The organism is Mesocryomonas lacus (assembly GCF_055730135.2).
Window position 1 is genome coordinate 1 of the sequence record NZ_JBUZWE020000006.1, and the last position, 21,716, is coordinate 21,716.

The 21,716-nt window shown below is 62.8% G+C and carries 19 protein-coding genes; 10 read left to right on the forward strand and 9 right to left on the reverse strand.

What is annotated here, in order from left to right:
• Window positions 1-226: 226 nt before the first annotated feature.
• Window positions 227-574 carry a hypothetical protein gene (locus tag ACZLZY_RS10840; RefSeq protein ID WP_472933919.1) on the reverse strand — a complete coding sequence of 116 codons (348 nt, stop codon included), beginning with the start codon at window positions 572-574 and terminating at the stop codon, window positions 227-229.
• Between the two features lie 229 nt (window positions 575-803).
• Here ACZLZY_RS10840 and ACZLZY_RS10845 point away from each other — a divergent pair, with 229 nt between their 5' ends.
• Together ACZLZY_RS10845 and ACZLZY_RS10850 are read left to right on the forward strand one after the other, a co-directional pair.
• The gene (locus tag ACZLZY_RS10845; RefSeq protein WP_472933920.1) at window positions 804-1,007 is read left to right on the forward strand and encodes a helix-turn-helix domain-containing protein; all 204 of its coding nucleotides are present in this window, start codon (window positions 804-806) and stop codon (window positions 1,005-1,007) included.
• A 47-nt stretch (window positions 1,008-1,054) separates the two neighbouring features.
• Window positions 1,055-2,653, forward strand: coding sequence for a hypothetical protein (locus ACZLZY_RS10850; protein ID WP_472933921.1), 1,599 nt, complete (start codon window positions 1,055-1,057; stop codon window positions 2,651-2,653).
• A gap of 63 nt (window positions 2,654-2,716) precedes the next feature.
• On the opposite strand, the gene ACZLZY_RS10855 is transcribed toward ACZLZY_RS10850, so the two are convergent.
• The 4 genes from ACZLZY_RS10855 to ACZLZY_RS10870 all read right to left on the reverse strand — a co-directional run bounded on the left by ACZLZY_RS10855 (window position 2,717) and on the right by ACZLZY_RS10870 (window position 8,698).
• Window positions 2,717-3,817, reverse strand: coding sequence for an SDR family oxidoreductase (locus ACZLZY_RS10855; protein ID WP_472933922.1), 1,101 nt, complete (start codon window positions 3,815-3,817; stop codon window positions 2,717-2,719).
• A gap of 108 nt (window positions 3,818-3,925) precedes the next feature.
• Window positions 3,926-5,998, reverse strand: coding sequence for an ATP-dependent helicase (locus tag ACZLZY_RS10860; protein ID WP_472933923.1), 2,073 nt, complete (start codon window positions 5,996-5,998; stop codon window positions 3,926-3,928).
• Between the two features lie 58 nt (window positions 5,999-6,056).
• The gene (locus ACZLZY_RS10865; RefSeq protein WP_472933924.1) at window positions 6,057-8,144 is read right to left on the reverse strand and encodes a M48 family metalloprotease; all 2,088 of its coding nucleotides are present in this window, start codon (window positions 8,142-8,144) and stop codon (window positions 6,057-6,059) included.
• A 92-nt stretch (window positions 8,145-8,236) separates the two neighbouring features.
• On the reverse strand, window positions 8,237-8,698 hold the full coding sequence (locus ACZLZY_RS10870; RefSeq protein ID WP_472933925.1) for a hypothetical protein: 462 nt from the start codon (window positions 8,696-8,698) through the stop codon (window positions 8,237-8,239).
• Window positions 8,699-9,070: 372 nt separating this feature from the next.
• Here ACZLZY_RS10870 and ACZLZY_RS10875 point away from each other — a divergent pair, with 372 nt between their 5' ends.
• The 4 genes from ACZLZY_RS10875 to ACZLZY_RS10890 all read left to right on the forward strand — a co-directional run bounded on the left by ACZLZY_RS10875 (window position 9,071) and on the right by ACZLZY_RS10890 (window position 13,094).
• Window positions 9,071-11,224 (forward strand): M48 family metalloprotease, encoded by a 2,154-nt coding sequence (locus ACZLZY_RS10875; protein WP_472933926.1) that lies wholly within the window; start codon window positions 9,071-9,073, stop codon window positions 11,222-11,224.
• Window positions 11,221-11,856 (forward strand): hypothetical protein, encoded by a 636-nt coding sequence (locus ACZLZY_RS10880; RefSeq protein ID WP_472933927.1) that lies wholly within the window; start codon window positions 11,221-11,223, stop codon window positions 11,854-11,856. Before ACZLZY_RS10875 ends, ACZLZY_RS10880 begins: the two co-directional genes overlap by 4 nt.
• Before the next feature lie 136 nt (window positions 11,857-11,992).
• Window positions 11,993-12,322 carry a hypothetical protein gene (locus ACZLZY_RS10885; protein WP_472933928.1) on the forward strand — a complete coding sequence of 110 codons (330 nt, stop codon included), beginning with the start codon at window positions 11,993-11,995 and terminating at the stop codon, window positions 12,320-12,322.
• Window positions 12,294-13,094 (forward strand): Tsi3 family protein, encoded by an 801-nt coding sequence (locus ACZLZY_RS10890; protein ID WP_472933929.1) that lies wholly within the window; start codon window positions 12,294-12,296, stop codon window positions 13,092-13,094. The genes ACZLZY_RS10885 and ACZLZY_RS10890 overlap by 29 nt, the downstream gene beginning before the upstream one ends.
• Window positions 13,095-13,557: 463 nt before the next feature.
• Here the strand turns inward: ACZLZY_RS10890 and ACZLZY_RS10895 are convergent, their stop codons facing one another.
• Window positions 13,558-14,424: a hypothetical protein gene (locus ACZLZY_RS10895; RefSeq protein ID WP_472933930.1), complete on the reverse strand. Its 867-nt coding sequence runs from the start codon at window positions 14,422-14,424 to the stop codon at window positions 13,558-13,560.
• Window positions 14,421-14,723 (reverse strand): hypothetical protein, encoded by a 303-nt coding sequence (locus tag ACZLZY_RS10900; protein ID WP_472933931.1) that lies wholly within the window; start codon window positions 14,721-14,723, stop codon window positions 14,421-14,423. Before ACZLZY_RS10900 ends, ACZLZY_RS10895 begins: the two co-directional genes overlap by 4 nt.
• Window positions 14,724-14,951: 228 nt before the next feature.
• Between ACZLZY_RS10900 and ACZLZY_RS10905 the strand changes: the two genes are divergently transcribed.
• Both ACZLZY_RS10905 and ACZLZY_RS10910 read left to right on the forward strand, forming a co-directional pair.
• The gene (locus tag ACZLZY_RS10905) at window positions 14,952-15,461 is read left to right on the forward strand and encodes a hypothetical protein (protein ID WP_472933932.1); all 510 of its coding nucleotides are present in this window, start codon (window positions 14,952-14,954) and stop codon (window positions 15,459-15,461) included.
• The gene (locus ACZLZY_RS10910; protein WP_472933933.1) at window positions 15,458-15,847 is read left to right on the forward strand and encodes a hypothetical protein; all 390 of its coding nucleotides are present in this window, start codon (window positions 15,458-15,460) and stop codon (window positions 15,845-15,847) included. The genes ACZLZY_RS10905 and ACZLZY_RS10910 overlap by 4 nt, the downstream gene beginning before the upstream one ends.
• A gap of 413 nt (window positions 15,848-16,260) precedes the next feature.
• On the opposite strand, the gene ACZLZY_RS10915 is transcribed toward ACZLZY_RS10910, so the two are convergent.
• Window positions 16,261-17,079, reverse strand: a complete 819-nt coding sequence (locus ACZLZY_RS10915; protein WP_472934200.1) for an ABC transporter substrate-binding protein — start codon at window positions 17,077-17,079, stop codon at window positions 16,261-16,263.
• A gap of 181 nt (window positions 17,080-17,260) precedes the next feature.
• Between ACZLZY_RS10915 and ACZLZY_RS10920 the strand changes: the two genes are divergently transcribed.
• Window positions 17,261-19,654, forward strand: a complete 2,394-nt coding sequence (locus ACZLZY_RS10920) for a putative bifunctional diguanylate cyclase/phosphodiesterase (RefSeq protein ID WP_472933934.1) — start codon at window positions 17,261-17,263, stop codon at window positions 19,652-19,654.
• 123 nt (window positions 19,655-19,777) lie between these two features.
• Here the strand turns inward: ACZLZY_RS10920 and ACZLZY_RS10925 are convergent, their stop codons facing one another.
• Window positions 19,778-20,602: a hypothetical protein gene (locus ACZLZY_RS10925; protein WP_472933935.1), complete on the reverse strand. Its 825-nt coding sequence runs from the start codon at window positions 20,600-20,602 to the stop codon at window positions 19,778-19,780.
• Between the two features lie 309 nt (window positions 20,603-20,911).
• Between ACZLZY_RS10925 and ACZLZY_RS10930 the strand changes: the two genes are divergently transcribed.
• The gene (locus ACZLZY_RS10930; protein ID WP_472934201.1) at window positions 20,912-21,652 is read left to right on the forward strand and encodes a carboxylesterase family protein; all 741 of its coding nucleotides are present in this window, start codon (window positions 20,912-20,914) and stop codon (window positions 21,650-21,652) included.
• Window positions 21,653-21,716 lie beyond the last annotated feature (64 nt).

Consider the following 21,716-nt stretch of genomic DNA (forward strand, 5'->3'; position numbering starts at 1 on the left):
CCAATCACAAACGGCAGCTTTTTCATTTTTAGGCGGCCTCTAAGCTGACGGACTGCTTGCCACCCAGCTTAGTCAGTATTCCAACGTTCGGGGTCAATCTCACTTGGTGGCTTTTGCTACCTAATGGCGGATTCGTCCGTTACGTTTGGCGGCCTCCGGGCGGCCTCTCGGTTAGCGTAGTGTGCTACATTAAACGCGACGGTAGGATCGACAGGTTTCGACACGTCTACCCGGGGCGCGCACCCTTGGCCTTCCGCCTCGAGCGGAAGCCACTGCATACCGCGCGCACGAGAAACACCAAGGGAACGGCCACAAGCGAAAACATGCCACCGAAGATCAAGACCCAGACCCAGCGAAACCTCAGCTCGATGAATTCGGGGGAGCCGTTGTCGTCGAAGAATGGATCTGCGGACACCTCAAGGAAGCCAGCGATGTAGCAGGCCGCCAATGTCAGCAGCAGGAGAAGCGGAGCGCCTGAAGTTGCAAGCCAGCTCCCTGATCGAACGCGCAGCGCGACGTTCAACGTTAAAGTTGCAAAAAGAGCGAGCGGAAAAAGAGCAAGGAGGACAATCATCAGCGGACCAAAACAAAAGGCAACAACGGAGCGGCGTACAAATTATGGGCAATCTGAGACAGCCATTCGAATGCAGGGCGCGCGAACCAATATCGTTCGCTGGCCGCTGAACAAAGGTTCAGGTTCCATGTTCTCCTGATGTTCGGCACCCAATGCTGAGCTGCGGGCTACTAGAACAGTCGTGGGGAGAGAACGATCATGGAAACGTCAGTCAATGCCGGAGACCGTGATGGAAGCAATCGATGATGGGACACCGCCTGTGCGCGCGATCACGCAGGAGGCGGGTCGTGCGCAGCACGATGTCGCCGCTGCCGCCGGGATGTCCGACGAACGGCTCAACGAGATCGAGCAAGGCTTAGCAGCCACGAGCGATGAGTTAGAGACCTTGGCCGAAGTTCTCGACATAGAGGCGGTAGTGTTGCAACACGCATGACATTGCACGCCCGTATTGAATCTCTGCCACATACGGAGATGCCCTGAATGCGACCCGTATTCGCTGTTTCGACGATCATTTTGGCGCTGTCGTCGGCTTTGGCCGTACCGAGCTTCGCCCAGGACGCAAAGTCCCTCCCGGATCCGGCAGCGGCTGGGACCGTCAAGGGTGCCGCGATGCTTAAGGATGCCCTGACCTCCTATGTCACGGCCGTGCCCTTCGAGAACGGATTCTTGCGGATCGAACCGGATCCGCGGGGACAGAAGATCATTCTGGACCCAGCCTCCTTTTTGTCCGAGCTGGCTGGCAAACCCCTAACGTTTTCGCCCTTGTCCTTCGTCGTCAGCGAACGGGGCGATGGAACATGGAACGTGTTTACCGCCGACCCCGTCGCAGTCTCCGCAACCGTCAACGTGGAGGGCGAAGAGCAGAGCTTCGACTATCGGCAGGCGTCACAGGTCCTGAAGGGCGTCTTCTCGCCTGAGCTTGCTGCCTTCCTTAGTGCTGAGGGGGAGATTGGCACCACCAACAGCTCTTCACGCGATGCGATGTCGAGCAGCATCTCCACGATTGATACGACGCGGATGTCGATGAGCGCTTCGCCCGCCAACGGCGGTGCGGCAGATATCGCTTTCAAGCAGACCTACGATACCGTCAGGCAAACGACCTCATTCCAGTTTCCGACAGAAGGGGACGCCGCGGCCACGACGGTGGGATTCGAGTTCGGCGCCGCGACGGTCATATCGGAGGGGGGTGCCAAGACGGCTCGTACCCGGGCGGTGCTCGACCTGTACACACTTGCGATCTCGCGGGCCGCTGAACTTCAAACAGACGCCAAGGGCACGCTGGCCGGTCCGTTCGGTGCCGAGCTGAAGAACAAGCTGCGTGCTGTCCTCCCCCTGTGGGACAGCCTTGATGGATCTGCGTCCGCTCGGAACATCAAGATCAGCTCCCTCTACGGCGAGGTCGGGGTCCAAGAGGCGAGCCAGTCCCTGCGAATGAGCGGGATCTCCTCTAACGGGTCATTCGACATGGACCTGTCACTGAAGGGGATAACGGCAGCGACACCGTTGATGCCGGCTTGGGGAAACTCGTTCGTGCCGGACCTGATCGAGATCGGCTTCACGGTGTCCGGTGCCAATCTGTCGGCACCAGCCGAGATAGCGCTTCGTGAGGCAGACTTTACGAAAGATCCGCCCTTGTCGCCTGAGGCACAGGCTGAGGTCCAGGCGGCTTTTGCACCGGAGAAAATCCGCACGCACATCAAGCCGAGCCGCATCCACGCAGGCGATCTCGACCTCGCTTTCAGTGGCGACGTCTCATTCCCGTCCGGACTGCCTGTCGCAACCATGGCGGTCGATGTCGGTGGCCTCGACGCGACCATCGCCACCCTTCAGAGCGCGGCGGCGACGGAGCCGACCCTCAACCAGGCTATCGGAATGCTCCAGCTTGCGAAGGGCTTCTCACGTCCGAAGGGCGATGGTCGTCTGGAATGGGTCATCGCCACGGCTGCCGATGGCTCCGTGACGGTGAACGGAACCATGCTGAAACCTGCCGACGACGGACACGGCCCAGATGCCGATTCAAGTGAGGGCCAGCCGGACGAGACCTTGGGGAACGTTCCTCCGGAAATCGACCAGCCCTGACCCAACCTGCCGGACGACGTTCAGGGGCCCGGCGTCGTTGCTGCGTGCCGCAGGCGCGCGACGCTATCGCCGGAGTCGGGACATCCTCGTTGCCATCGCCGTAAGCCCGACCAGCAGGAGCGCGACCGTGATCGCCCCACGATGCTTTTGGGCTGCCGTGTAAGGGCTGATGGGCATGCCGGGCGCGTAACGGTAGCGCTCCTCCCGCGTGCCCGTCGGGGAGTCGAGGTTGTCGGACCTGGTATGCGGATTCGACGAGCGGGACAGCGGCGGCACGGCAACGGCCAGGATGCGGTCCATCAACCTCGGGAACAGGGCCAGCGGGATCGAAAGGAGCGGCCCGACGGCGCCGACGACGATCTCGCGCTGCGGCCATGCGGCTGCGTCCAGGATAGCGTCGGCAACGATCTCCGGGGCGTAGAGCGGAGGGACGACCTGCGGCTCGCTCTCGAGGTGATTGCGGGCGTGCTGCGGGAAGCCGGTCGCAATACCGGAGGGCTTGATGAGCGTGATGCGGATGTTCGGATCGGAGACGAGAAGCTCGCGGCGAAGCGCGTCGTTAAAGCCTTTCACCGCATGCTTGGATGCCGAGTAGGCACTGAGAAGCGGGATGGCGATGTCGGAGTTGACCGATCCGATGTTGATGACCGTGCCCGCGCCGGGACGGCTGCGGAAGTGCCGGACAGCCGCCAGCGTGCCATGCACCAACCCCCAGTAGTTGGTCTCGAAGATCTTACGGTGCTCGGCGATCGGCAATTCCGCCAAGGTACTGTAGGCGGCCACTCCCGCGTTGTTCACCCACGTGTCGATGCGCCCGAAACGCTCCCGCGCCGTTTCGACGATACGCTCCACGTCGGCCTCGCTCGTCACGTCTGCGACGACTGCAAGAGCGCTGCCGCCTGCGGCCTCGATCTGGGCGGCGATCACCGCAAGAGACGCCGCGTCCCTCGATGCGAGGACCACGGACGCACCTCGGGCGGCGGCCCGGCGCGCCGTTACAAGGCCGATGCCCGCGCTGGTGCCGGTGATGACGACCACCTGGTCGACGAGGCTCTTCTGACGATTGGGCATGGGGACGTATCCTTGGGCGTGGTTAAAGACGCCACTGAAGCAGATGAGATCTGGGCAGTTGGTCGAGAAGAGCGTGCGCTCGTGGAGACGCAACTTGCAGAACGCGTGAAGGCTCCCACCGCGAACCTGTGCGGTTGCGTTCAGTCGCGATTTTGTCGGCCCAAGGTGTTTAGGGACGGTTCTACAACTTGCTCGCAGTTCCTACCGCCACATGCCCCGCATCTGCGCGCGGACGTCGATACGCGGACCCTGTGTCCCAACTCTCTGTCCGTCTACTCCCGTCACCGACGGCCAAGAGCTCATTTCCAGAAGCGGCAGGAGCGATGTAGGTATGAACCGCGTGCGGGCGGCGTAGACGTGTCGGTCGCCTCCTCTCGCTTGGCCATGCGTGAAGAACCGCTGCGGGACGAGGAGATGGAGCTCGTCCTTGGCACGGGTCATCGCGACGTAGAGTAGGCGCCGTTCTTCCTCGAGCTCGGGTGTCGTGCCCGTTCCGAGATCGGACGGCATGCAGCCGTCGACGACATTCAAGACGAACACCGACTTCCACTCCTGGCCCTTGGCCGAATGGATGGTCGAGAGGATTAAGTAGTCCTCGTCGAGCAGGGGCACGCCTGCTTGGTCGCTGGTCGCGTCCGGCGGATCGAGCGTCATTTCGGTGAGGAACTGCTCGCGCGAGCGGTAGCCGGAAGCGATCTGCTCGAGCTGGAGGAGATCTGCCTTCCTGACGGTCGCGTCCTCGTGCAACCGCTCCAGATGCGGCTCGTACCATGTGCGGGCGAGATTGAGTTCGGCCGGCCACCCCGCGCCTCCCAGGCGAAGAGCCTGCACCGCGGTGACGAAGTCCGGCCAGTCGGCGGCGGCGCGGGCAGGCGGCGCGATCTCGTCCAGCGTCCGCAGCGGATCCGCCCCACCGCCGATCTGGTCCAGTACCTGCTGCGCGGAGGTCGGCCCGACGCCCTGCATCAGTTGGAGAACCCGGAAACCAGCCACCCGGTCCCGTGGGTTCTGGGCGAACCGGAGCAGCGCCAATAGGTCCTTCACATGCGCGCTGTCGAGGAACTTCAGGCCGCCGAACTTCACGAAGGGGATGTTGCGCCGGGTCAGCTCGATCTCCAGCGGGCCGGCGTGGCTCGACGTTCGGAACAGGACAGCTTGTTGCTTCAGCAGCGTCCCGGCCTCCCGTGCCTCCAGCACCTTCTCGACGACGTAGCGCGCCTGCTCGGCTTCGTCCCGGAGAACGACGAGCGCCGGACGCACGAGGGATTCGCGCTCGGTCCAGAGGTTCTTGGTGAAGCGCTCCGCGGCAAGGCCGATGACCCCGTTGGCAGCTTCGAGGATCGGCTGGGTCGAGCGGTAGTTGCGATCCAGCGTGACGATCCGTGCGGCCGGCGTGAACTGAGCGGGAAAGTCGAGGATGTTGCGGACCTCGGCCGCGCGGAACGAATAGATCGACTGGGCGTCGTCGCCGACGACCGTCAGCCCGGCACCGTCTGGCTTCAGCCCCAGAAGAATCGAAGACTGAAGACGGTTGGTGTCCTGGTACTCGTCGACCAGCACATGGTCGAAGCGGTCACCCATGTCCCGGGCGAGCTCAGGCGAGAGCGCGGTTTGCGCCCAGAACAGCAGCAGGTCGTCGTAGTCGAGGACGTTCTGCCGCTCCTTGGCATCGACGTACTCGGCAAAGAGTTGTCGGAGCTCGGCCGCCCACTCGCCGCACCACGGGAAGGTGTCGTGCAGGACCTCGTCGATCCCGAGCTGAGCGTTCACGCAGCGCGAATAGATGGCGAGGCACGTGCCCTTGGTCGGAAAGCGGTTCTCGGTCTTCGACAGTCCGATCTGATGCCTGACGAGGTTCATCAGGTCGGCGGAGTCCTCGCGGTCATGGATCGTGAAGGCCGGATCGAGCCCGATCTGCTCGGCGTAGTCGCGCAGCAGCCGCACACCGATGCCGTGGAAGGTCCCGGCCCAGGTCAAGGCATCGGTCATGACCCCGGCATCCTTGCCGATCACCTCGCCGGCGATCCGCTCGACCCGCCGCTTCATCTCCCCGGCGGCGCGCCGCGAGAAGGTCATCAACAGAATGCGTCGAGGGTCGGCGCCGTTGACGATGAGATGCGCGGCCCGGTGTGCAAGCGTGTTGGTCTTGCCAGACCCGGCGCCCGCTATCACCAGCAGAGGTGCCGCCGCGCGGGCGATGCCGCCATCCACACCGTGTTCCACGGCCAAGCGCTGTTCGGCATTCAGCTTGTCGAGATAGGCGGTTGCTGGCATCGGCGAATCGTTCCTCGGTCGGCGAGGACGCTCCATGTTTCCCGTTTGTTCGCAAGCTCTAGGTTCGCGGTTCCGCGTCTTCGAGCACCAACGCATGCCGGGCGTGAGCTGAGTTCACGTGCCTGGCAAGGAGGTCGCGTAGCTCCTCCGGGGCGACACCACGTGGCAGGATGCCGACGAATTTCACGACGCGTGCCTCCCTGTCGACGTGCAGTCGCCGAACCGCTCCGGTGCGCTCTGGCAACGGGGTTTCAGGGTAAAGGGAGAACCAGGTGGTAGGTGATAGTTCCGTCGTAACTCCGAGTGCCGCCACATCGACCCACCGGACAGCACCTTTAATGCCGGGTGACCTGAAACCCTCTGGGTCGAGCACGAGGTAGGGTCTATTCCGCGTGCGCCACAAACGGATGGCGGACAGGGCGACGAGCCCAAGCAGGGCGCCGGCGACCGCGGCACACCCGAAAAGGAAACGCCAAGCCTCTCGGTCCTGCTCGCCACCGTAGAGAGCGGCGGCGATGCATCCCGCCGCGATCACAAGCAGCAGCGTTCCAGTCACCGCGAGGATGACGACCGGACGCAGAACGGATGCTCGGAGTGCAGTCTCAAAGAGTTCGTTTCCGGCTGCGGCAGCGTCGGCAAGCCCGGCGCGATATGCCGCCTGGCTCCGCGTGGCCTCCGCCCGGAACCTTGTCGTCAACTCGGCCGACAGACCCCTCCAATCGAGGAGCTTTGCGAGCGCCGCGAGGTCATCCTCCTTTACCGGGCGCGAGGCGTGCATCAGGAGAGACCTGCCCACCGTCTCGCCCACATTCTCGATGCGCTGCCACGTGGGCGGATGGGTGTCGGTCGGGTGAGGGGTTTCGTCCCCCAAATGCACCTGCGCATCAGCGGGCTCTCGCGTTTCCATCGAAAGCAGGACGGACTCCGTCAGATCCCTGTTTCCGGATGGGTTGCGCTCGGCGAAGCGCCGTCGCGCGACGTCCGACGCCTCGGTCGCAAGAGCGACCCGCAGCAGGGAGCTGGCAAGCGCCCCTGCGGACCCAGAGGCGATGGCCGCACTGTCGGCTTCGGTCTCCCGGACCCGGCTCCAGTGGGCAACAAGAAGGCCGAACTGTTCATAGGCAAAGACCGCCAGCTCCGTATGCGGCCGGACGATCCGGTCGAACACCCGGTCGATCCAGGTGCTGCCGGGGGCGTCCCGCCTAAGCGACATCGCGTGCGCGGTCTGGCCGAGCGCGCCGAAAAGCGGAGCGAAGCGCATTCCGTAGTCGACGTCCTCTCCCGCGAAATGAGCCAGCTCGTGCGCCAGAACCGTTCGCAACTCCTCAAGGTCCAGCGTCGCCATCACGGGCAAGGGAAGGTGCAACAGCGGACCGGGACCTTCGATCGGATCGCCATCCGCCGACGCATGGAGCAGAGCCGGACGTGCCGATACGAAGAATCCTTCCTCGGCTCCGACAGCGATCGTCCGCGGCATGATGGCACCTCGCTCCAGCGCGATGTCGCGCAGGAAGGCAAAGAAGGCCGGGGCCGCAGATTCCGTGAGGGGGATGGCGGACATGACACGGGGGGGCGGCTCGAAGGCTCGCAGCGCGCGCCCGAGGTTCCGCAAGGTTCGGTACCCGGCCCAGAGGACGAGCGCGGCGCAGGCCGTAACGAGGATCGCCAAGAGGACGGTCCGGTCGTCGGGGTCGGGTACGGACCAGAGCGCGCTCACCTCGAATGCCACCGCGCTCGCAACGCCGACGACCGTGGCAACGATCTGGGTTCCTAGCACGGTCGGCAACAGCCGGCTGAGCGCTTGAAAGGCCGAGACCAGATCCGGTCGTGATCGACGCCCTCGGCCAACGGATCGAATGACCGATACCAAACCGCCGGCGCCCGCGACGCCGCCCAGCCCTCCCGCTGCCAGGGTTGACCACGCCAGAGCTTGCCTGACGCGGGCCACTGTCCGCGCATCCACCGCCGCATCTGCTTCGGTTCCCGCGCTCTCGGCACGGTCGGCGGTGATTGAGGCCGCCGAACCTGTGTGCCCGGATCCATCGAACCGTGCGCGGTCAGCGCCCGCCCGTGCTACCTCCCAACCACCGATGACCATGAGAATGATCGGCAGTGCCAACAGCACCGCAAGGACATGGCGCCTCATATTCGATCCCGCTGGTGAACTGCCTGGCAAACGGGACATCGGCCTGCGTACGGGCGATCCCGTTGCGCAAGCCGAGTTTGTCGGGGGTTGGTTCAGAGAGATGCTTCAAGGACCTTCAGGATGGCGTTCGTACGATCCTCGACGTCCGCAGTGTTGTAGTACGGACGGAAGTTCACTGTCAGCACCCCACCGTCGAACTTGACCCGTTCCTCATAGTCCGTTGCCGAAATGCCGTCGTCGCCATAGCGGACGCTGATCTTCTTGAGGCTCTCCTTCAGGGCCGTCTTGCCCATGTCGTCCTTGGTGATCTGGGCCAACGCGCCCGCGATCGGTTCGAAGATCGTCTTCACGAAGTAGTCGTCCTGCTCGTAGTACGCGGCATCCCCGGGCCCGGCGAGGCTGTTCCAGTCGACCTCGATCGGAACGTCGAACCCGGCGGCCTGCCAAATCTTCTGCTTGAGGGGCGGATAGTGCTCCTTCTCGTAGGTAGTGATCGCGCGGCGGTCGGCGAGACTCGGCTTGTCCTGGGCAACGCCTGCAACGGTCGATGCCATCAAGGAGATCGCGGCGAGGGTAGAGATGATACGGCGCAAGAGATGCATTCAACGTTGATGCCGTGACGGCTGTCACGGGAGGCTAACCTAGGCGCATCCCCCGCGGGTTCCACATATGTAAAAAAAGCGCGAAGGTTGTGTCGGAGGTACGCATGCGCGGCTCGCACCGCGGAGGCTCCCTAATCTTAGTGGTAGGAGGTATCTCAAGGGAAAATAGGCAGACCGATGGATCCTGAGTGACTTTTTGATACCTAATGCTGGAGAAAAGCCTGGAACGATCTTGCGGGACAAGAATAGCAAAACCCGCACGAGTCTGCTCTGAAGACGCGTCGAAGCTCGATCGAGATCCTGATCGTGCGACCGGAGCCGTTCATGATGTCGCAGCAGTCATCAACTCCACCAATTTGGCGGCGTTCGCCCACGTTCGGTCTTGTCGTCTGGCTGTTCGTCTTGCCGCTCGCTTTGGTGACCCTCGGAGCGTGGCAGACGCAGCGGGCGGATGTCATGGTCGAAACACAGACGGCCTCCATCGATGGTCTTCGCCAGACATTGGGCGAGATCCGCCAGATCGCCGCTGAGGAGCCAGAAGCTTCCCTACGCTTCCAGGGAGACGGTAGCGATGTCCTCGTCCTTACCGCCTCCGAAGCCAAAACACAGATCGAAAACGCCGTGGCCAGCCAGGAGACCGATCTTGCCGTGGCGCGAACGCGTGGTCCGTTGGCCTGGGCGACCATCTGCGGCAGCCTCCTTGTACTGTTTGGCGCGGGGTTGGGCCTGTTGGCTGCCCGCGTCGCTGGTTGGCGGGCTCGGCGCTCACGCGACCAGTTGATCGAAAGTTTTGGGCGGTTGCGGATCGTGCTTCCCATCCTCATGGCGATGGTTGTTCTCGGCTTTGGGATCGCGCTGTTCTGTGCGACTTCGTTCGAGGCGATCAGCCTGTGGTTTTGGGAACGAGTTTCCGGCAACGAGCTCAAGCTCGCCGGCGCCGGCATCGTGCTCGCCGCGCTAGCCGCCTACGGCGCGGTCATGGCGATCATCAGCCTGCGCAAGGTCTTCGATCTTTTCACACCGCAGCCGATCGAGGTTCTGGCCCGTGTGGTCGGCGAGGAGGAAGCATCTGGCCTCTGGCGTTTCGTGCGCGAGCTCGCCGTCCGCCAGGCCGCTCCAATCCCCGATACGATCATCGTAGGTCTCACGGAGGGGTTCTACGTCACCGAAGGGGCCGTGCGTGTCGAGCCGGAGGACCGCGTCCTCGAGGGACGGACGCTGTATCTGCCCGCCCCTGCCCTCGAACTCCTTGATACTGCCGAAGTGTCGGCCATCATCGGCCACGAACTGGCGCATTTCACCGGCGACGACACGCGCTACAGCCGCAAGTTCATGCCGATCTACGCCACGCTCTGGCGTTCACTCGAGGCCCTTCATCAGGCGAACCGAGGCGCGTTCGTTGTGCAGCCCGCTACTCGTCTCGGCTTTAATGCGATCGGACAATTCGATGTTGCCGTGGCGCATTGGAGTCGCCTGCGCGAGTTCGAAGCCGATCGGAACGGCAGCCTGATCAGCCGGCCGGTGGGGGCGGCGTCCGCATTGATCCGCAGCTCGATCATTGAGCCGGCGGTTTCCTTTGTTCTCGAACAGGCCTTCCAAGCACCGGAGAAGAGCGAAGAAAATCTCGTCGCTGCCACGGCTCGGCTTACGGCGGAGGAAGGCTTCCCCGATCCAGCGGCACATCTCGAAGATAAACAACCCCACCCGACCGACAGCCATCCGCCCACCAGCCAGCGGATCGAAGCACTCGGCGTCAGCATCGACGAGACCGTGCTGGCGCATGCCACCCGGCGCCCAGAGCCTAGCACGCCCTCCTTCGGCCGCAAGGCGTTCACCAACTGGGATGAGACCTGCCGCGCGCTCACTCTCGACTTCCTGACGCGGGCGCGCGGCGCGCAAGCCCAGTATCGCGAGAGCCTCGAGACGGCGGTCGCGGCGGTCGGCACCGAGGCGCTTGTCCTCTACGACAACGCCAAGCCGATGATCTGGGTCATGGGCATCGCCAGCGGCTTCTTTGCTATCATGGGGATCGGGGTCGTCCTGGCCGCGGCGCAGATCGGGTTCGGACACGATGAGTGGGCGCAGGCCATCCTCGGCGCCGTCGGCGCCACGGGCTTCCTGGGCTTCGCGGCGATCGCAATTGTTTCCCATCGCCGGAGCCGCGCGCCGCTCCTCGTGCTGACATCCGAACACTTGGAGACGTCGCGGTTCCTTGATCCCATTCCCTGGACGGACATCACCAAGTACCAGGTCTATGCCAACCAACGTCTCGCTTTGCAGTTGGTGCTGAACGAGGACGCTCCGCTTCCCGAACGACGCGGCTTCTGGTTCTACAGCAAGGTCAACCGGCGGCGACGCACCGTGACGATCGATGCCTTCGGCGTGAAAGGCATGAGGGTCGACGCCTTCTCCGAACTGATCGGTCGATACGTGCACGCAGCCTATGCGCGTCGCGAGCTGGTGGCGCCGAAGGAATGAGCGATGGCAAGCCTTCGCACTGCCTCAGGCGGGGCGCCCCGCTCGTTCGAGATACGACGCCGAAACCCGCCGTCGTGGGACGCCGAACGCAGATCTGTTTGCTCGTGCTGGCGGCTTCCCTTGGGTCACTGGCCTCGTTGATCGGGATGGGCGTCGCCGCGGAGCCGCGCCTCGCCTACTCGCCCGTGAAGGCCGCCTCTCCCTTCCGGACCGATCGCGCCGGCGTGCATCTCGCCTTTCCGGACGACCTACCCGGGCGGGGAGCACTCATCGCCACCGGGAACGCCCAGTCGTCGCAGGCGAGCTGGATCATCGTCGATCTTGACGCGCGCATCATCCGCAGGGCGACCACGCGCCTTTCCGCGACCACGGGCGATGGCGAGCGGGCGACCGTCATCGAGCGCGACGTGAGCCGTGCCCTGACGACGAGCGAGGGATATGCAGTTATTCTAGCCGCGAACACCATCTGGACAACGCCCGACGTAGCTTCAATCGACGCCTCTGGGCCGACGGATGCGCTTTGTAGCGTGGCTCTTTTCGATGGGAACGACGTGCTGCACGAGTTCGGCGCAGCCTGCCCGAGAGCGGAGTTCGTGCAGATGCTAATGGCGCTGGCGGAGCAATCGCAATGAACGGATTGCCAGGTCATAACGCTGCCGTTGCCGCCCCGAGGGGGGCAACGAGACAGCGAACTGGTCGCGCGGCTACGGGTCCGCGCGCCTCGTCGTCCCGCGCCCGGTGTCCGTGGTCTCTGGTGGAGACGAGACCGTGAACCGATGCGATTGGACCGCCGCAGGTCTCGTGCTCGCGAGCCTGTCGTTCCCGTGCGCTCCAGTTCGAGCGGACGACGCCTCGATCGGGTCGGCGCACGAGGACGCCGACGGCACTCTGGTTTTGCGGCTTCGCGCCAAAACCGAAGATGGCTTGGCGCTCGGCGACGGCGAGCTGCGTTACGCGCCGGGAGACCCCGACTACGCCCGCATTCACCGCCATCTTGGGGTGATCCCTCCGGGTGCCGCAGTCCCCGTGCATCCGTTTCCGAAGACATGGACCGAAGATCCGAAGACCGTTGTCCCTATCGACCGGCCGCCGAAATGAACCCTCGGAACTGCAAACCTTCCAATCAGGCATTTTCTTCGTGAGGTCCCGGCGACAGGTTCTCGCTTTCGCCGGCCTCGCGATGCTTGTGGGCGTAGCAGCGATCGTGCGGGCCCTCCATGTGTTGCCGATCGGGACCGGCGAAACCCGTGAGTCGCCGGATGGGCGCTTCACGGCTTCGGTATTGGACTGGTCGGAGCGCGGCTTCCTCACCGATACGCCGCGTCGCTGGTTCGAGTACCGGGTCGAAGGACCGGGCGTGCATCACGAGCTCAGCGGAAACCCGATCGACGGCCCCTATTTCGGGTCGCGCTCCTCGCACCGCCTGATCCGGTGGAGCGATGACAGTGCTTTCGTCGACTACGTGTTTCCGGACACGACCCTCAGGATCACTATGGCGCCGCCTGCCCCGTGTCGGCTCATCGCCGACATCGCCGGCTTCGACATTCGACAGAGCGCGAGCGGTCTTCTCGTCCGACCCGAGGGCTGGCAGGATCTGCGACGCCCCTTCGAGATGAAGGTCTCGCTTAGCCCCAGTGGCGCGACCTCGCCCGGGCTAGATGGGCAAATTCGCATCGGCGCCGACCTCGTCCGCTACGCCGTCTCCCGCGAGGCCGGCGGGTCGGGAGGCGACGGCGTTACGATGCGCGCCGAACGCCCGTCGAGGGCAGGGATGCTGGCAGTCGAATGGCACGGCCAGGCGGAAGCCGGCACCGAGCCGGATTTTGCAGGGGCGTGGGCGCTCCTCGGCGCGGTAAAATGCGTGGCGTAGCATATCAATCGGAACGCTTCCTGGCGAAGCGACCCCGAGTACTGGCAGCGTCCGAGCTGCGATCGCCGCTTCAAAGCCCCGACGCTCCTTGCGGCCATGGCGGCGCTTTTCGGCACGCTCGGCGTGATCAAAACTCTTATCCATCGCCCGATTCCGCCCCAAGCGCCGGCCTCCGGTCCTGCTGCTGATACGGCAGACTGCTTGGAGAGTCGGCGATCTCATGCGCTTCACGAGCCGCGCCGCCAGGATCTGGACCTCGACTGCTGAGCGTCGGCGGAGCGGGCTTTGGCTTGCTAGTCTCGGCCATGCGCGGCGACGCCCTTCTCGTTCCCCTTCTTGACCTCGGTCTCGCCGTTCCCGCGGCGCTCGGATGTTTTGTCCTGTGACGGGGAGGCTTCGTGGAGCGGCCGGGCCGGCGCGGTGACAGCGAGCCGGACAAGCTATCGGCCCGCCTCCCCTATCCCTACGGTGTCTTGCTGCGTTCCCGTTCGAGGAGTTGCCGGATGAAGCGAGCGCCATCTTCGTCGTTGTGGGCGCCGAAGACCTCGACCAGCGCGCGGCGTTTGGCCTGGCCTACGTCGCTTGTGTAGAAGGCCGCAAGGGCGGCCACATCTGCTTCGGGTAGATGCGAGAGGACCATGCATTTACCCATGCGCCTCTGCTCACGCACCAACTCCTTGCGAAGCGGCGGGGCCCCATATTCAGGTTCGTCCGGCGCACGCGTGCGATCCAGCACCTCGCGGATCCCTGTCTCGATCATTGCGGGCGTCATGGCGTGCAGCTTCTCCATGTTCCCCGTCAGCAGGGTCTCATAGATCCACTTGACCCGTAGGCCCGTCACGGCGGTTTCACGCGCGAGATCGGGAGCCGCCATGGCGTCGCCGATCGCATCTATAGATGCACGATCAGGTCGCGCCTCGTAATGCGCCACCACGTCCGCCTCGCCGGCCTGCAACGTTTCGAGCGAGCGAGAGGCGAACTCCGCCTCTACGGCCCGCATCCGGTCGGAGATTGCGTCGAAGGCCGTTGGCACCTCGCCGGGGATTTCACGAAGTCGTTCGAGCATTGCATCACGCGCGCCACCCACCGAGAAGGTCTGCGCCGCCAGCGCAGTGCCGCGCTCGGCTAGCGCGGGCAGGTCCCGGCGATCCGCGACCTCGATCAAGGGGCCCTGCATGCGCGCGAACTTGGCCATTCCGGTGTAGATGCGCTCGGCGTCTTCCAGGCGAAGATAGCGTTCGTCGCCCGCCGCATCGGCCATCGCCCGCCCGGGTAGGACAGCCGCGAGCACCGCGCAGAGGGCGAACGCGGCGCTTTTCCAGCGAGTCATGAGGGCTCCGTCCGGCGCGGGGTCCGCCGGCGCGTTGCGATGAAGCAGACGACGCCTGCACCGACCCCGGCCAAAGCCCATTTGAAAGGCAGGACATCTGCGGTCTCGGAGCGGATCGGCAGCACCGTGACCGAGCCGTGATCGCTCTCAACGCCAGCCTTTCCCTCTGCCTGTGCGGCCGCGAGCTTGCCCGGCGACACGACCCATTCGGTGCCGCGTAAGCGATCGAACATCATAAAACCGCCTCCCACCAGAGCGGCGACGACGAGCGCCAGCACGATATGAACGACAATGGGCATGACGATGAGCCTCCGAACCCGAACCGGGCGCACTGTACGTCCCGTGAGAGAGCTGCCAGAGCGCAATGCCCTTCAAGCTTCCCCGCCTTAGCGGATGGCGAACGTCGTTCCAAGCGACGAGGCTGAAGCGTCCTTTGACGCCCTGCTTGAATTTCCGGCCGAACAACCAATCCTTGAAGGAGAGGGAACGCTTCAGTTCCGCATTAAACGGGAGGTTCGTTTCGTCGCATGGTTCTTCGTATCGGCCTCCCCTGCCTCCTCGCGGCCCTTCTTCTCTCGTTGGCACCTCCGTCGCAGGCTCAAGATCATGCCTTTCCCGCCGGCGCCGAGACGATGGGGAAGCGCCACCCGAGTGAACTCATGATGAAGGCGCCGGCGCTTCTCCAATCCGGCAAGGGCAACGAGGCGACGTTCTGGTTCTATGCCGGGCAATTGCGCTGGCGCTCGCGCCTGAACGCCGCTCCGGATCAGGACCCGACGGGTGAGCCGGCGCTGTTCTCGTCATTGTTGGAGATGACCGGACCCGAAGTGAACGGCTGGGCCTTCGGTAACATTCCCGAGCACCAGCGCACGATCGGTTCCGTCCTCGATTGGGACACTCGCTACCCCGACCCTGCCCTCGACTTGGCCGTCCATGCCTCGGTGCGAAAGGGTCTGGCGGATATGCGCGATCAGATCGGGCGCGAGGTCGAGTCGATCCGGACCGAGCGCGCAGCTCGGGGATTGGCCAATCGATGAGCGGTGCTGCCGTTGCACCAGACCGCTTCGTCATTATCGGTTGGGCCTACGGCTTGCCGGACGGCGCTGTGGCGCTGTCGACTCTACAGGCCGCCGGCATTCCCGTTCATTCCAGCGTTTGGCATGTTGCCAGTGTCGCGTCGCACTGGATGGTGGCGCTGGGAGGTGCCGACCTCCGCGTTCCCGCTGACCTCGCCCCGATGGCGCTGGAGATACTGACCGAGACCGAAGAGCCAACTGAATGTCGTGGCGCGATCGTCCGACGTTTGTGCATAGCGCTTCTCTTCCTCCTCACCGCCGTTCCCCCGCCAGCCCGGGGTCTTTTCTTGAGAACGGCTCCGGCCGTGTCGAGATGGGAAACGGCGTTCCTTCGAAGCGAAGGATAACCAATGCGGTCCCTTGTCCTTGCATCCGCGGCGATGATGGCTGTCTTCTCAACGGCCGTCGCAGAGAGCCCAACGGAGAACGACCCGTTGCGTACGGGACTGGAAGGCGCGAGAGGGCTGCCGTTCTGCACTCTAGGGATGCGGGCTATTGCTGTGCCCGAATGCCAGACCGTCAGCTTTCCTGCCGTAACCGACCGCAAGCGGACAGGCCGCTCACCACCCATGGCCGCCTTAAGGCCCCCTGCCCCCAGGCCAAAGTAGCGCCTGCGGCGTCGTCGGCTGTGTCGACGCGGATGTTCGATAACATAGGCCCCGGCAACGCCGTCGTTGCGCTAGCGTAGGACGCTGCATTCTTGGATGGTGCAGCGGGTCGATGATCAGCATCGCAAGGGAGAGCAGCAGACCCGCCGCCGTCATCTGATGCTGAACGGAAAATACTTCGCGTTAATGGCGTCGTAGCTTCCGTCGGCTGTGATCCGTGCCAAAGCAGTATTCAGCTTCACCCGCAGCTCGTCGTCGGATTTACGGATCGCGATACCAGCTCCATCACCGAAGAACTTCGGATCGCTTATATCCGCACCCTTGAACTCGCAGCAGGTGCCTGCCTTAGTGTTCGTCAGCCAATCGTAGATGGCGAGCTTGTCCTCGAAGGCGACGTCGATGCTTCCATCGGCAAGACCCTTGTAGAGATCGGGCGATGAGGGAAATACAGTCACTTCCGCGTTTGGAAAAAATTGTGCGACATAGGCTGCCTGCACCGTGCCAAGTGTCACACCCATGGTAAGGCCTCCAAGCGAGCTGGAACGGAAATCGGGTAAATCTGCATTCTTTCGAACGATAAACACCGAAGGGCTGGTGTAGTAACTGTCCGTGAACGCGACGAGCTTTTGCCTTTCTTCGCTCTTCGACATTGAAGATACAATGGCGTCATATTTGTCTCCGTTCAGGTTTGGGATCATGTCCTCCCACTTTTCCGTCACGAATTCGCAGGTGAGCTGCGCAGCGCCGCAAAGCGCCCGTGCAATCTCCACGTCGAAACCCTGCAGCTTGTTATCAGCATCGAGATAGTTGAATGGTGGGAAGGTGCCTTCCACTGCTATTTTCGTAGCTCCGCCGTCCTGCGCCGACGCTGTTGCTGATAGACCCACGATCGTCATCCCCGCCACGAGCGCGAAGACTGTGCTGAGCGGGAGAGTTCCTAAGAGGGCGATGCGCATGTTGACCTTTCCGATCGACGCTTATTGATCCGGGAGACAGTCGGATGGCGGGCTCGATTACTGACATGGTGGGCTGCGATGGATTGATCGACCTTGCGGAACTTTCGCATGACCATTGCGAAAGCAGATAACGTTTATTCTGTAAGGCTAAGTAAACATTTTGAAGAGATTGTAGGCCTGTTGCGAGAGGCCACCCGTGCGAATTCATCTCCCTGACGCTCTGCCGAGAATGTATCGGGCGGGCAAATCCTCTGGCGGCATTCTTTCTCTGATCGCCGGGATAGGCGTCGCTACATTGGGTCTGGTGATCTTGGCTGGGATCTGGGCAGGCGCCGAAAGTGACGCCGCCGCACTTGAACGCCAACGCGGACTCGTGACGCGTCGCCTGAGCGAACAGGTCGCGCAGGTTTCCGAAGCGATCGAACAGGTCGGCTCGGGATACATGTCCCTCCTGTCGTCAAATCTAGCTCACCGCACCAGCTCAGATACCGAGGGCCCGGAGAGCACCTCTGATCCTGTCGGGCTAGACGCGGCGGAGTCCATCAGCAGCATCGTCGTTGCGGTGTTCGGCTACGACAGGGCATTCGTCGTCGATGGCAACGGACAGCTGGCAATGCGCTCCGATCCGGATACGACGAAGCGATATCTCTGGATAAAGCCTCTCCTCGCTCCGCTCCTTCAGGAGCAGAAGGATATCGGACAGGCAAGTTCCGGTCTGGTTCAGCGTCGCACTTCGCTTGACGGCCGTCAGCGCGGCGCCTTCGCCGAACTCATGCGTCTCGAGGGTCGCCCTACGATTGTTGGTATCGCTCCAATATCCCGTCGAACCGGTCCCGGGGTCGATAAGGATGGCTTCCAGCCGGAAGAGATGCGTTTCCTGATCGCGATCCGCTTTCTCGACGGGGACGTGCTCGATGATCTGAGCCGAGAACAGGGTCTCAACGGAGCTCGGTTCGCGCGTTCGGCTGATCCTGAGGAGAACGAAGTCGCCGTTCAGATTGACGCCGGTGCCACCGGCGAACCCATCGGATTTATCGTCTGGAGCCCCGATTTGCCAGGCTCTAGGGTGATCGGCCGTCTACTGCCTGCTCTGTCGGGCGCCGCGCTCGTCATTGTGGTGCTGTTCCTCCTTCTGCTCGTACGGCTCAGGGCAAGTCTCATCGAACTCAAGTTGAGCGAAGCTACAGCTCAGCACCTCGCAAGCCATGATGTTCTGACGGGATTGCCCAACCGGAGCTTCTTCTCAGCTCGCCTCGAAGAATGCCTTGCCAACATGTCTGGCTCCGGTCCGCGTTGGGCCATCGCGCTCATCGATCTCGACCGCTTCAAGGCGGTAAACGACACCTTCGGTCATGCTACAGGTGACGAGCTTATCCGCACGGCTGCGGAGCGGATGCGGACGATAATTCGTCCGTGCGATACGCTGGCGCGGCTCGGCGGAGACGAGTTCGCCCTTCTTCTACGCGACATCGGGAGCGGCGATGCCCTGCTTGATGTCGTCTCAGGCTCGCTGATTACCGAATTGAAACGTCCGTTCCACCTCCGATCCGGCGAAGTGGTGGCGCATGTTGGCGGCTCAATCGGCATAACCACGGTTCCTCCGTCCGCCGGGAGCGCTAGCGAAATCCTGCGGCATGCCGACGTCGCGCTATACGAAGCCAAGCATCAGGGACGAGGGAGATCGGTACAGTTCCAGCCAGCTATGGAGGACGGCCGAAATGATCGTGAGATTTTGAAGAACGATCTTCGTTCCCTGCTGGGCATCCAAGCGGGCGGTAATCAACGCACGCGGCTGGAGGGCATTCCTCAACTAGCCGAACGCCAGGAAGTCGGAAACCTCGAGCTCTATTTTCAGACCATCCACGGTGCTGCAAATGGTCACAATGCTACCGGCGCGGAAGCGCTGATCCGATGGAATCATCCGAAGCACGGCCTGCTCGCCCCAGCTAGCTTCATTCCGCTAGCGGAAGAAGGCGGGATGATCGATGTGCTTGGATTGTGGGTCCTGCGCGAGGCCTGTCGCGCCGCAACGAACTGGTCAGCCGCCACCTTCGTCGCGGTGAACGTCTCACCTCTGCAGTTGCGAGTTCCGGGTTTCGTCGAAGAAGTCGGAAAGGTGCTGCTTGAAGAGGGCTTACCGTCCTCGCGGTTGGAGCTCGAGGTGACAGAGTCTGCGCTGATTGCCGATAGCTCCGATGTCGCCGCCACCTTGGAGCGTCTGCGAGAAGGAGGAATTCAGATCTCCCTCGACGACTTCGGCACTGGGTATTCCTCTTTAAGCCATCTGATGCAGTTTGGGATCGACCGAATAAAGATCGACCGTTCGTTTGTTTCCTTAATCGACACACGGGCAGACGGAGCCGCAATTGTATCCGCGCTCATCAGCCTCGGGCGAACGCTCGGACTGTCAACGACTGCCGAAGGGGTCGAGACCGAGGCACAGCGGGAATTCCTGATCGCTCTCGGTTGCACAGATCTGCAGGGTTATCTTTTCTCAAGACCTATGCCTCTGAGAACATTGAAGCGGATGACTGGCTTCTACCGGCTGACAGAAGAAAAGCTAGCGTCGACGCCTCCGCTGATGCTTTGATTGCGTTTCTGCCTTTGCAAGAAGGTCTATTACCCTAGAGCGGTATGAAAGGACGGTCCGCTCTGCCAATCGCCCCTTCCTTCCCAACCGGTTTTGTTACGGCAGCTTGGACTCGACACACAGTTAGAGTGCGAAGCTGAGCTGGCCCTTCGGCGCACTGTTCTGCACACTCATCCGGGAGCGGAATGCGTCCGATAGGATGGGATCCAGGTCAAGATCCTCGCGAATGAGACCGTGGCGCCATCGCTTCGCTGACCCCGGATGGGGCCAGGGCGGGCAGTCGACGATCGGGTACCAGCAGACGCCCTCGACCCGGGCTCCCCTCTCCTGCGCCCATTCGACCTCATTCAGCACGTGCTCCAGCCAACGCCGCTTGTAGAACCCAGGAAAGCGTTGCCGCTGCCCGCGGTGCCCATCGTGCCAACTTGTCTCAGCAACGAGGACAGGAAGCTTGTATCGACGCCAGCTCTTCACGATTGCTCGGCCGTGCGGTGCCCGTGCAGAGTGCGGGTAAGAGTTGATGCCGACGGTGTCGACGACGCCGGCGGCCACCAGCCTGTCGACCGCCGCGAACTGGCGCTCGCCGATCCCATTGATAGGGTCGCATGCAAGCAGCCGCACGTCTCCATGGTGATCGCGAGCAGCCCGCGCCATGGCGATTGCCATTTCGACCGCTTCCTCCCAAGGCATTCCAGCCAGCATCGGATAGATCGATGGCTCGTTTACCGGACAAAGGCGCAAAGGCTGATTGGGATCCGCGGCACGGGCTACGGCGACGGCGTGGGCCACCGGATCCGGTGGCCTGTCGAAGTGGGCAAGGTCCCAGGTGACCTCGAGCCCCGACGCCCCGGCAAGCCGCAATCGAGGAAGCGGGTCATGTCGCCAGGGCAAGCCGTCCCGGGCCTGGCAAAGCCCATGGGACCGAGCGATGGCGTAGTGATCAGCCATGCGGTCATCAGGGAGGTGCCGGGTCGTGACGAGAAGATCGTGGTGCGACCAGGCAAGATGGCCAGACTCGAACCCAGCCCAAATCGGGATTTCCATACGCGTGGAAGAGCAGGCAGCTTAGCGGCGGTCAAGGCTGGAAGATCGAGTTGTGGCGAACCTGCAAATTGCCGAAACCCCGAATTTAGCAAATCCAATCATGTCGATCAGTCCCTGGACAGAGCACGAGGCCGATGTCCGAGTTCTGATTCCAATTTGCGGGCTGACCTCCACTCCCCGATGTCCTATCGTGGTTTGTAGGGAGGACTTACTATTATGCGTATTTTTGTATCGCTTGCCCTCGGGGCGGCTCTCGGACTGGCGTCGGCTCCGGCTATGGCCGAGCAAACAGCAATGAAGGCCGAAGCCACCATTCCTGCCGATCTTGGCTATTTGATTTCTACGCCGCCTGGCTACGAGACATCAGGAGAGACCTACCCGCTGATCGTATGGCTGCACGGCGGCGACCAAGGCGGCTCTGACGTCGAGAAGGTCCGTACTAGCGGGCTGCCTGCTTTGATCGAGAGCGGCCGCGATATCCCCTTCATCGTCTTTTCTCCGCAGAACCCAAGCGAAGAACTCCTTTACCCTATCGAGAAGGTCAAAGCGGCGCTCGACGAGGTGATGGCGCGCTATCGTGTGGATCGAAGCCGCGTATCAGTAGTGGGTTACAGCCGTGGTGCGTTCGGGGCCTGGGCTATGGCCGAGCAGTTCCCAGAGACCTTTGCCGCCGTAGTTCCCATCGCTGGTGGCGGCAACCGACACTACCTGAACCGTACCAACGAGAAGGCTGCTTTCTGGGTTTTTCATGGCACGGACGATGAGGTGATCCCCTTGTCGGACTCGGTAGTGCTGTACGAACGCCTAAAGACGCTCAAACGCGATGCACGTCTGACAGTCTTCGAGGCAACCAGTCACGAGGCTGTCGAAGCGGCTGCTTTAAACGATCAGCAGATGTGGAACTGGTTGGTCAGTCAACGGCTGAACATGGCCCCGCCGACCTCAGCGAAATAGCTCAGTCAGCGAACCCAGTGACTACGCCTGCAAAATGCACGTCGGGCTAGTCGCGAAACTTCTT

Excerpts from the sequence above, each read along its gene's own strand:
- ACZLZY_RS10840 (WP_472933919.1), bottom strand. The coding sequence starts at position 574 with ATGATTGTCCTCCTTGCTCTTTTTCCGCTCGCTCTTTTTGCAACTTTA.
- ACZLZY_RS10845 (WP_472933920.1), top strand. The coding sequence starts at position 804 with ATGGAAGCAATCGATGATGGGACACCGCCTGTGCGCGCGATCACGCAG.
- ACZLZY_RS10850 (WP_472933921.1), top strand. The coding sequence starts at position 1,055 with ATGCGACCCGTATTCGCTGTTTCGACGATCATTTTGGCGCTGTCGTCG.
- ACZLZY_RS10860 (WP_472933923.1), bottom strand. The coding sequence starts at position 5,998 with ATGCCAGCAACCGCCTATCTCGACAAGCTGAATGCCGAACAGCGCTTG.
- ACZLZY_RS10865 (WP_472933924.1), bottom strand. The coding sequence starts at position 8,144 with ATGAGGCGCCATGTCCTTGCGGTGCTGTTGGCACTGCCGATCATTCTC.
- ACZLZY_RS10870 (WP_472933925.1), bottom strand. The coding sequence starts at position 8,698 with ATGGCATCGACCGTTGCAGGCGTTGCCCAGGACAAGCCGAGTCTCGCC.
- ACZLZY_RS10875 (WP_472933926.1), top strand. The coding sequence starts at position 9,071 with ATGATGTCGCAGCAGTCATCAACTCCACCAATTTGGCGGCGTTCGCCC.
- ACZLZY_RS10880 (WP_472933927.1), top strand. The coding sequence starts at position 11,221 with ATGAGCGATGGCAAGCCTTCGCACTGCCTCAGGCGGGGCGCCCCGCTC.
- ACZLZY_RS10895 (WP_472933930.1), bottom strand. The coding sequence starts at position 14,424 with ATGACTCGCTGGAAAAGCGCCGCGTTCGCCCTCTGCGCGGTGCTCGCG.
- ACZLZY_RS10900 (WP_472933931.1), bottom strand. The coding sequence starts at position 14,723 with ATGCCCATTGTCGTTCATATCGTGCTGGCGCTCGTCGTCGCCGCTCTG.
- ACZLZY_RS10905 (WP_472933932.1), top strand. The coding sequence starts at position 14,952 with ATGGTTCTTCGTATCGGCCTCCCCTGCCTCCTCGCGGCCCTTCTTCTC.
- ACZLZY_RS10910 (WP_472933933.1), top strand. The coding sequence starts at position 15,458 with ATGAGCGGTGCTGCCGTTGCACCAGACCGCTTCGTCATTATCGGTTGG.
- ACZLZY_RS10925 (WP_472933935.1), bottom strand. The coding sequence starts at position 20,602 with ATGGCTGATCACTACGCCATCGCTCGGTCCCATGGGCTTTGCCAGGCC.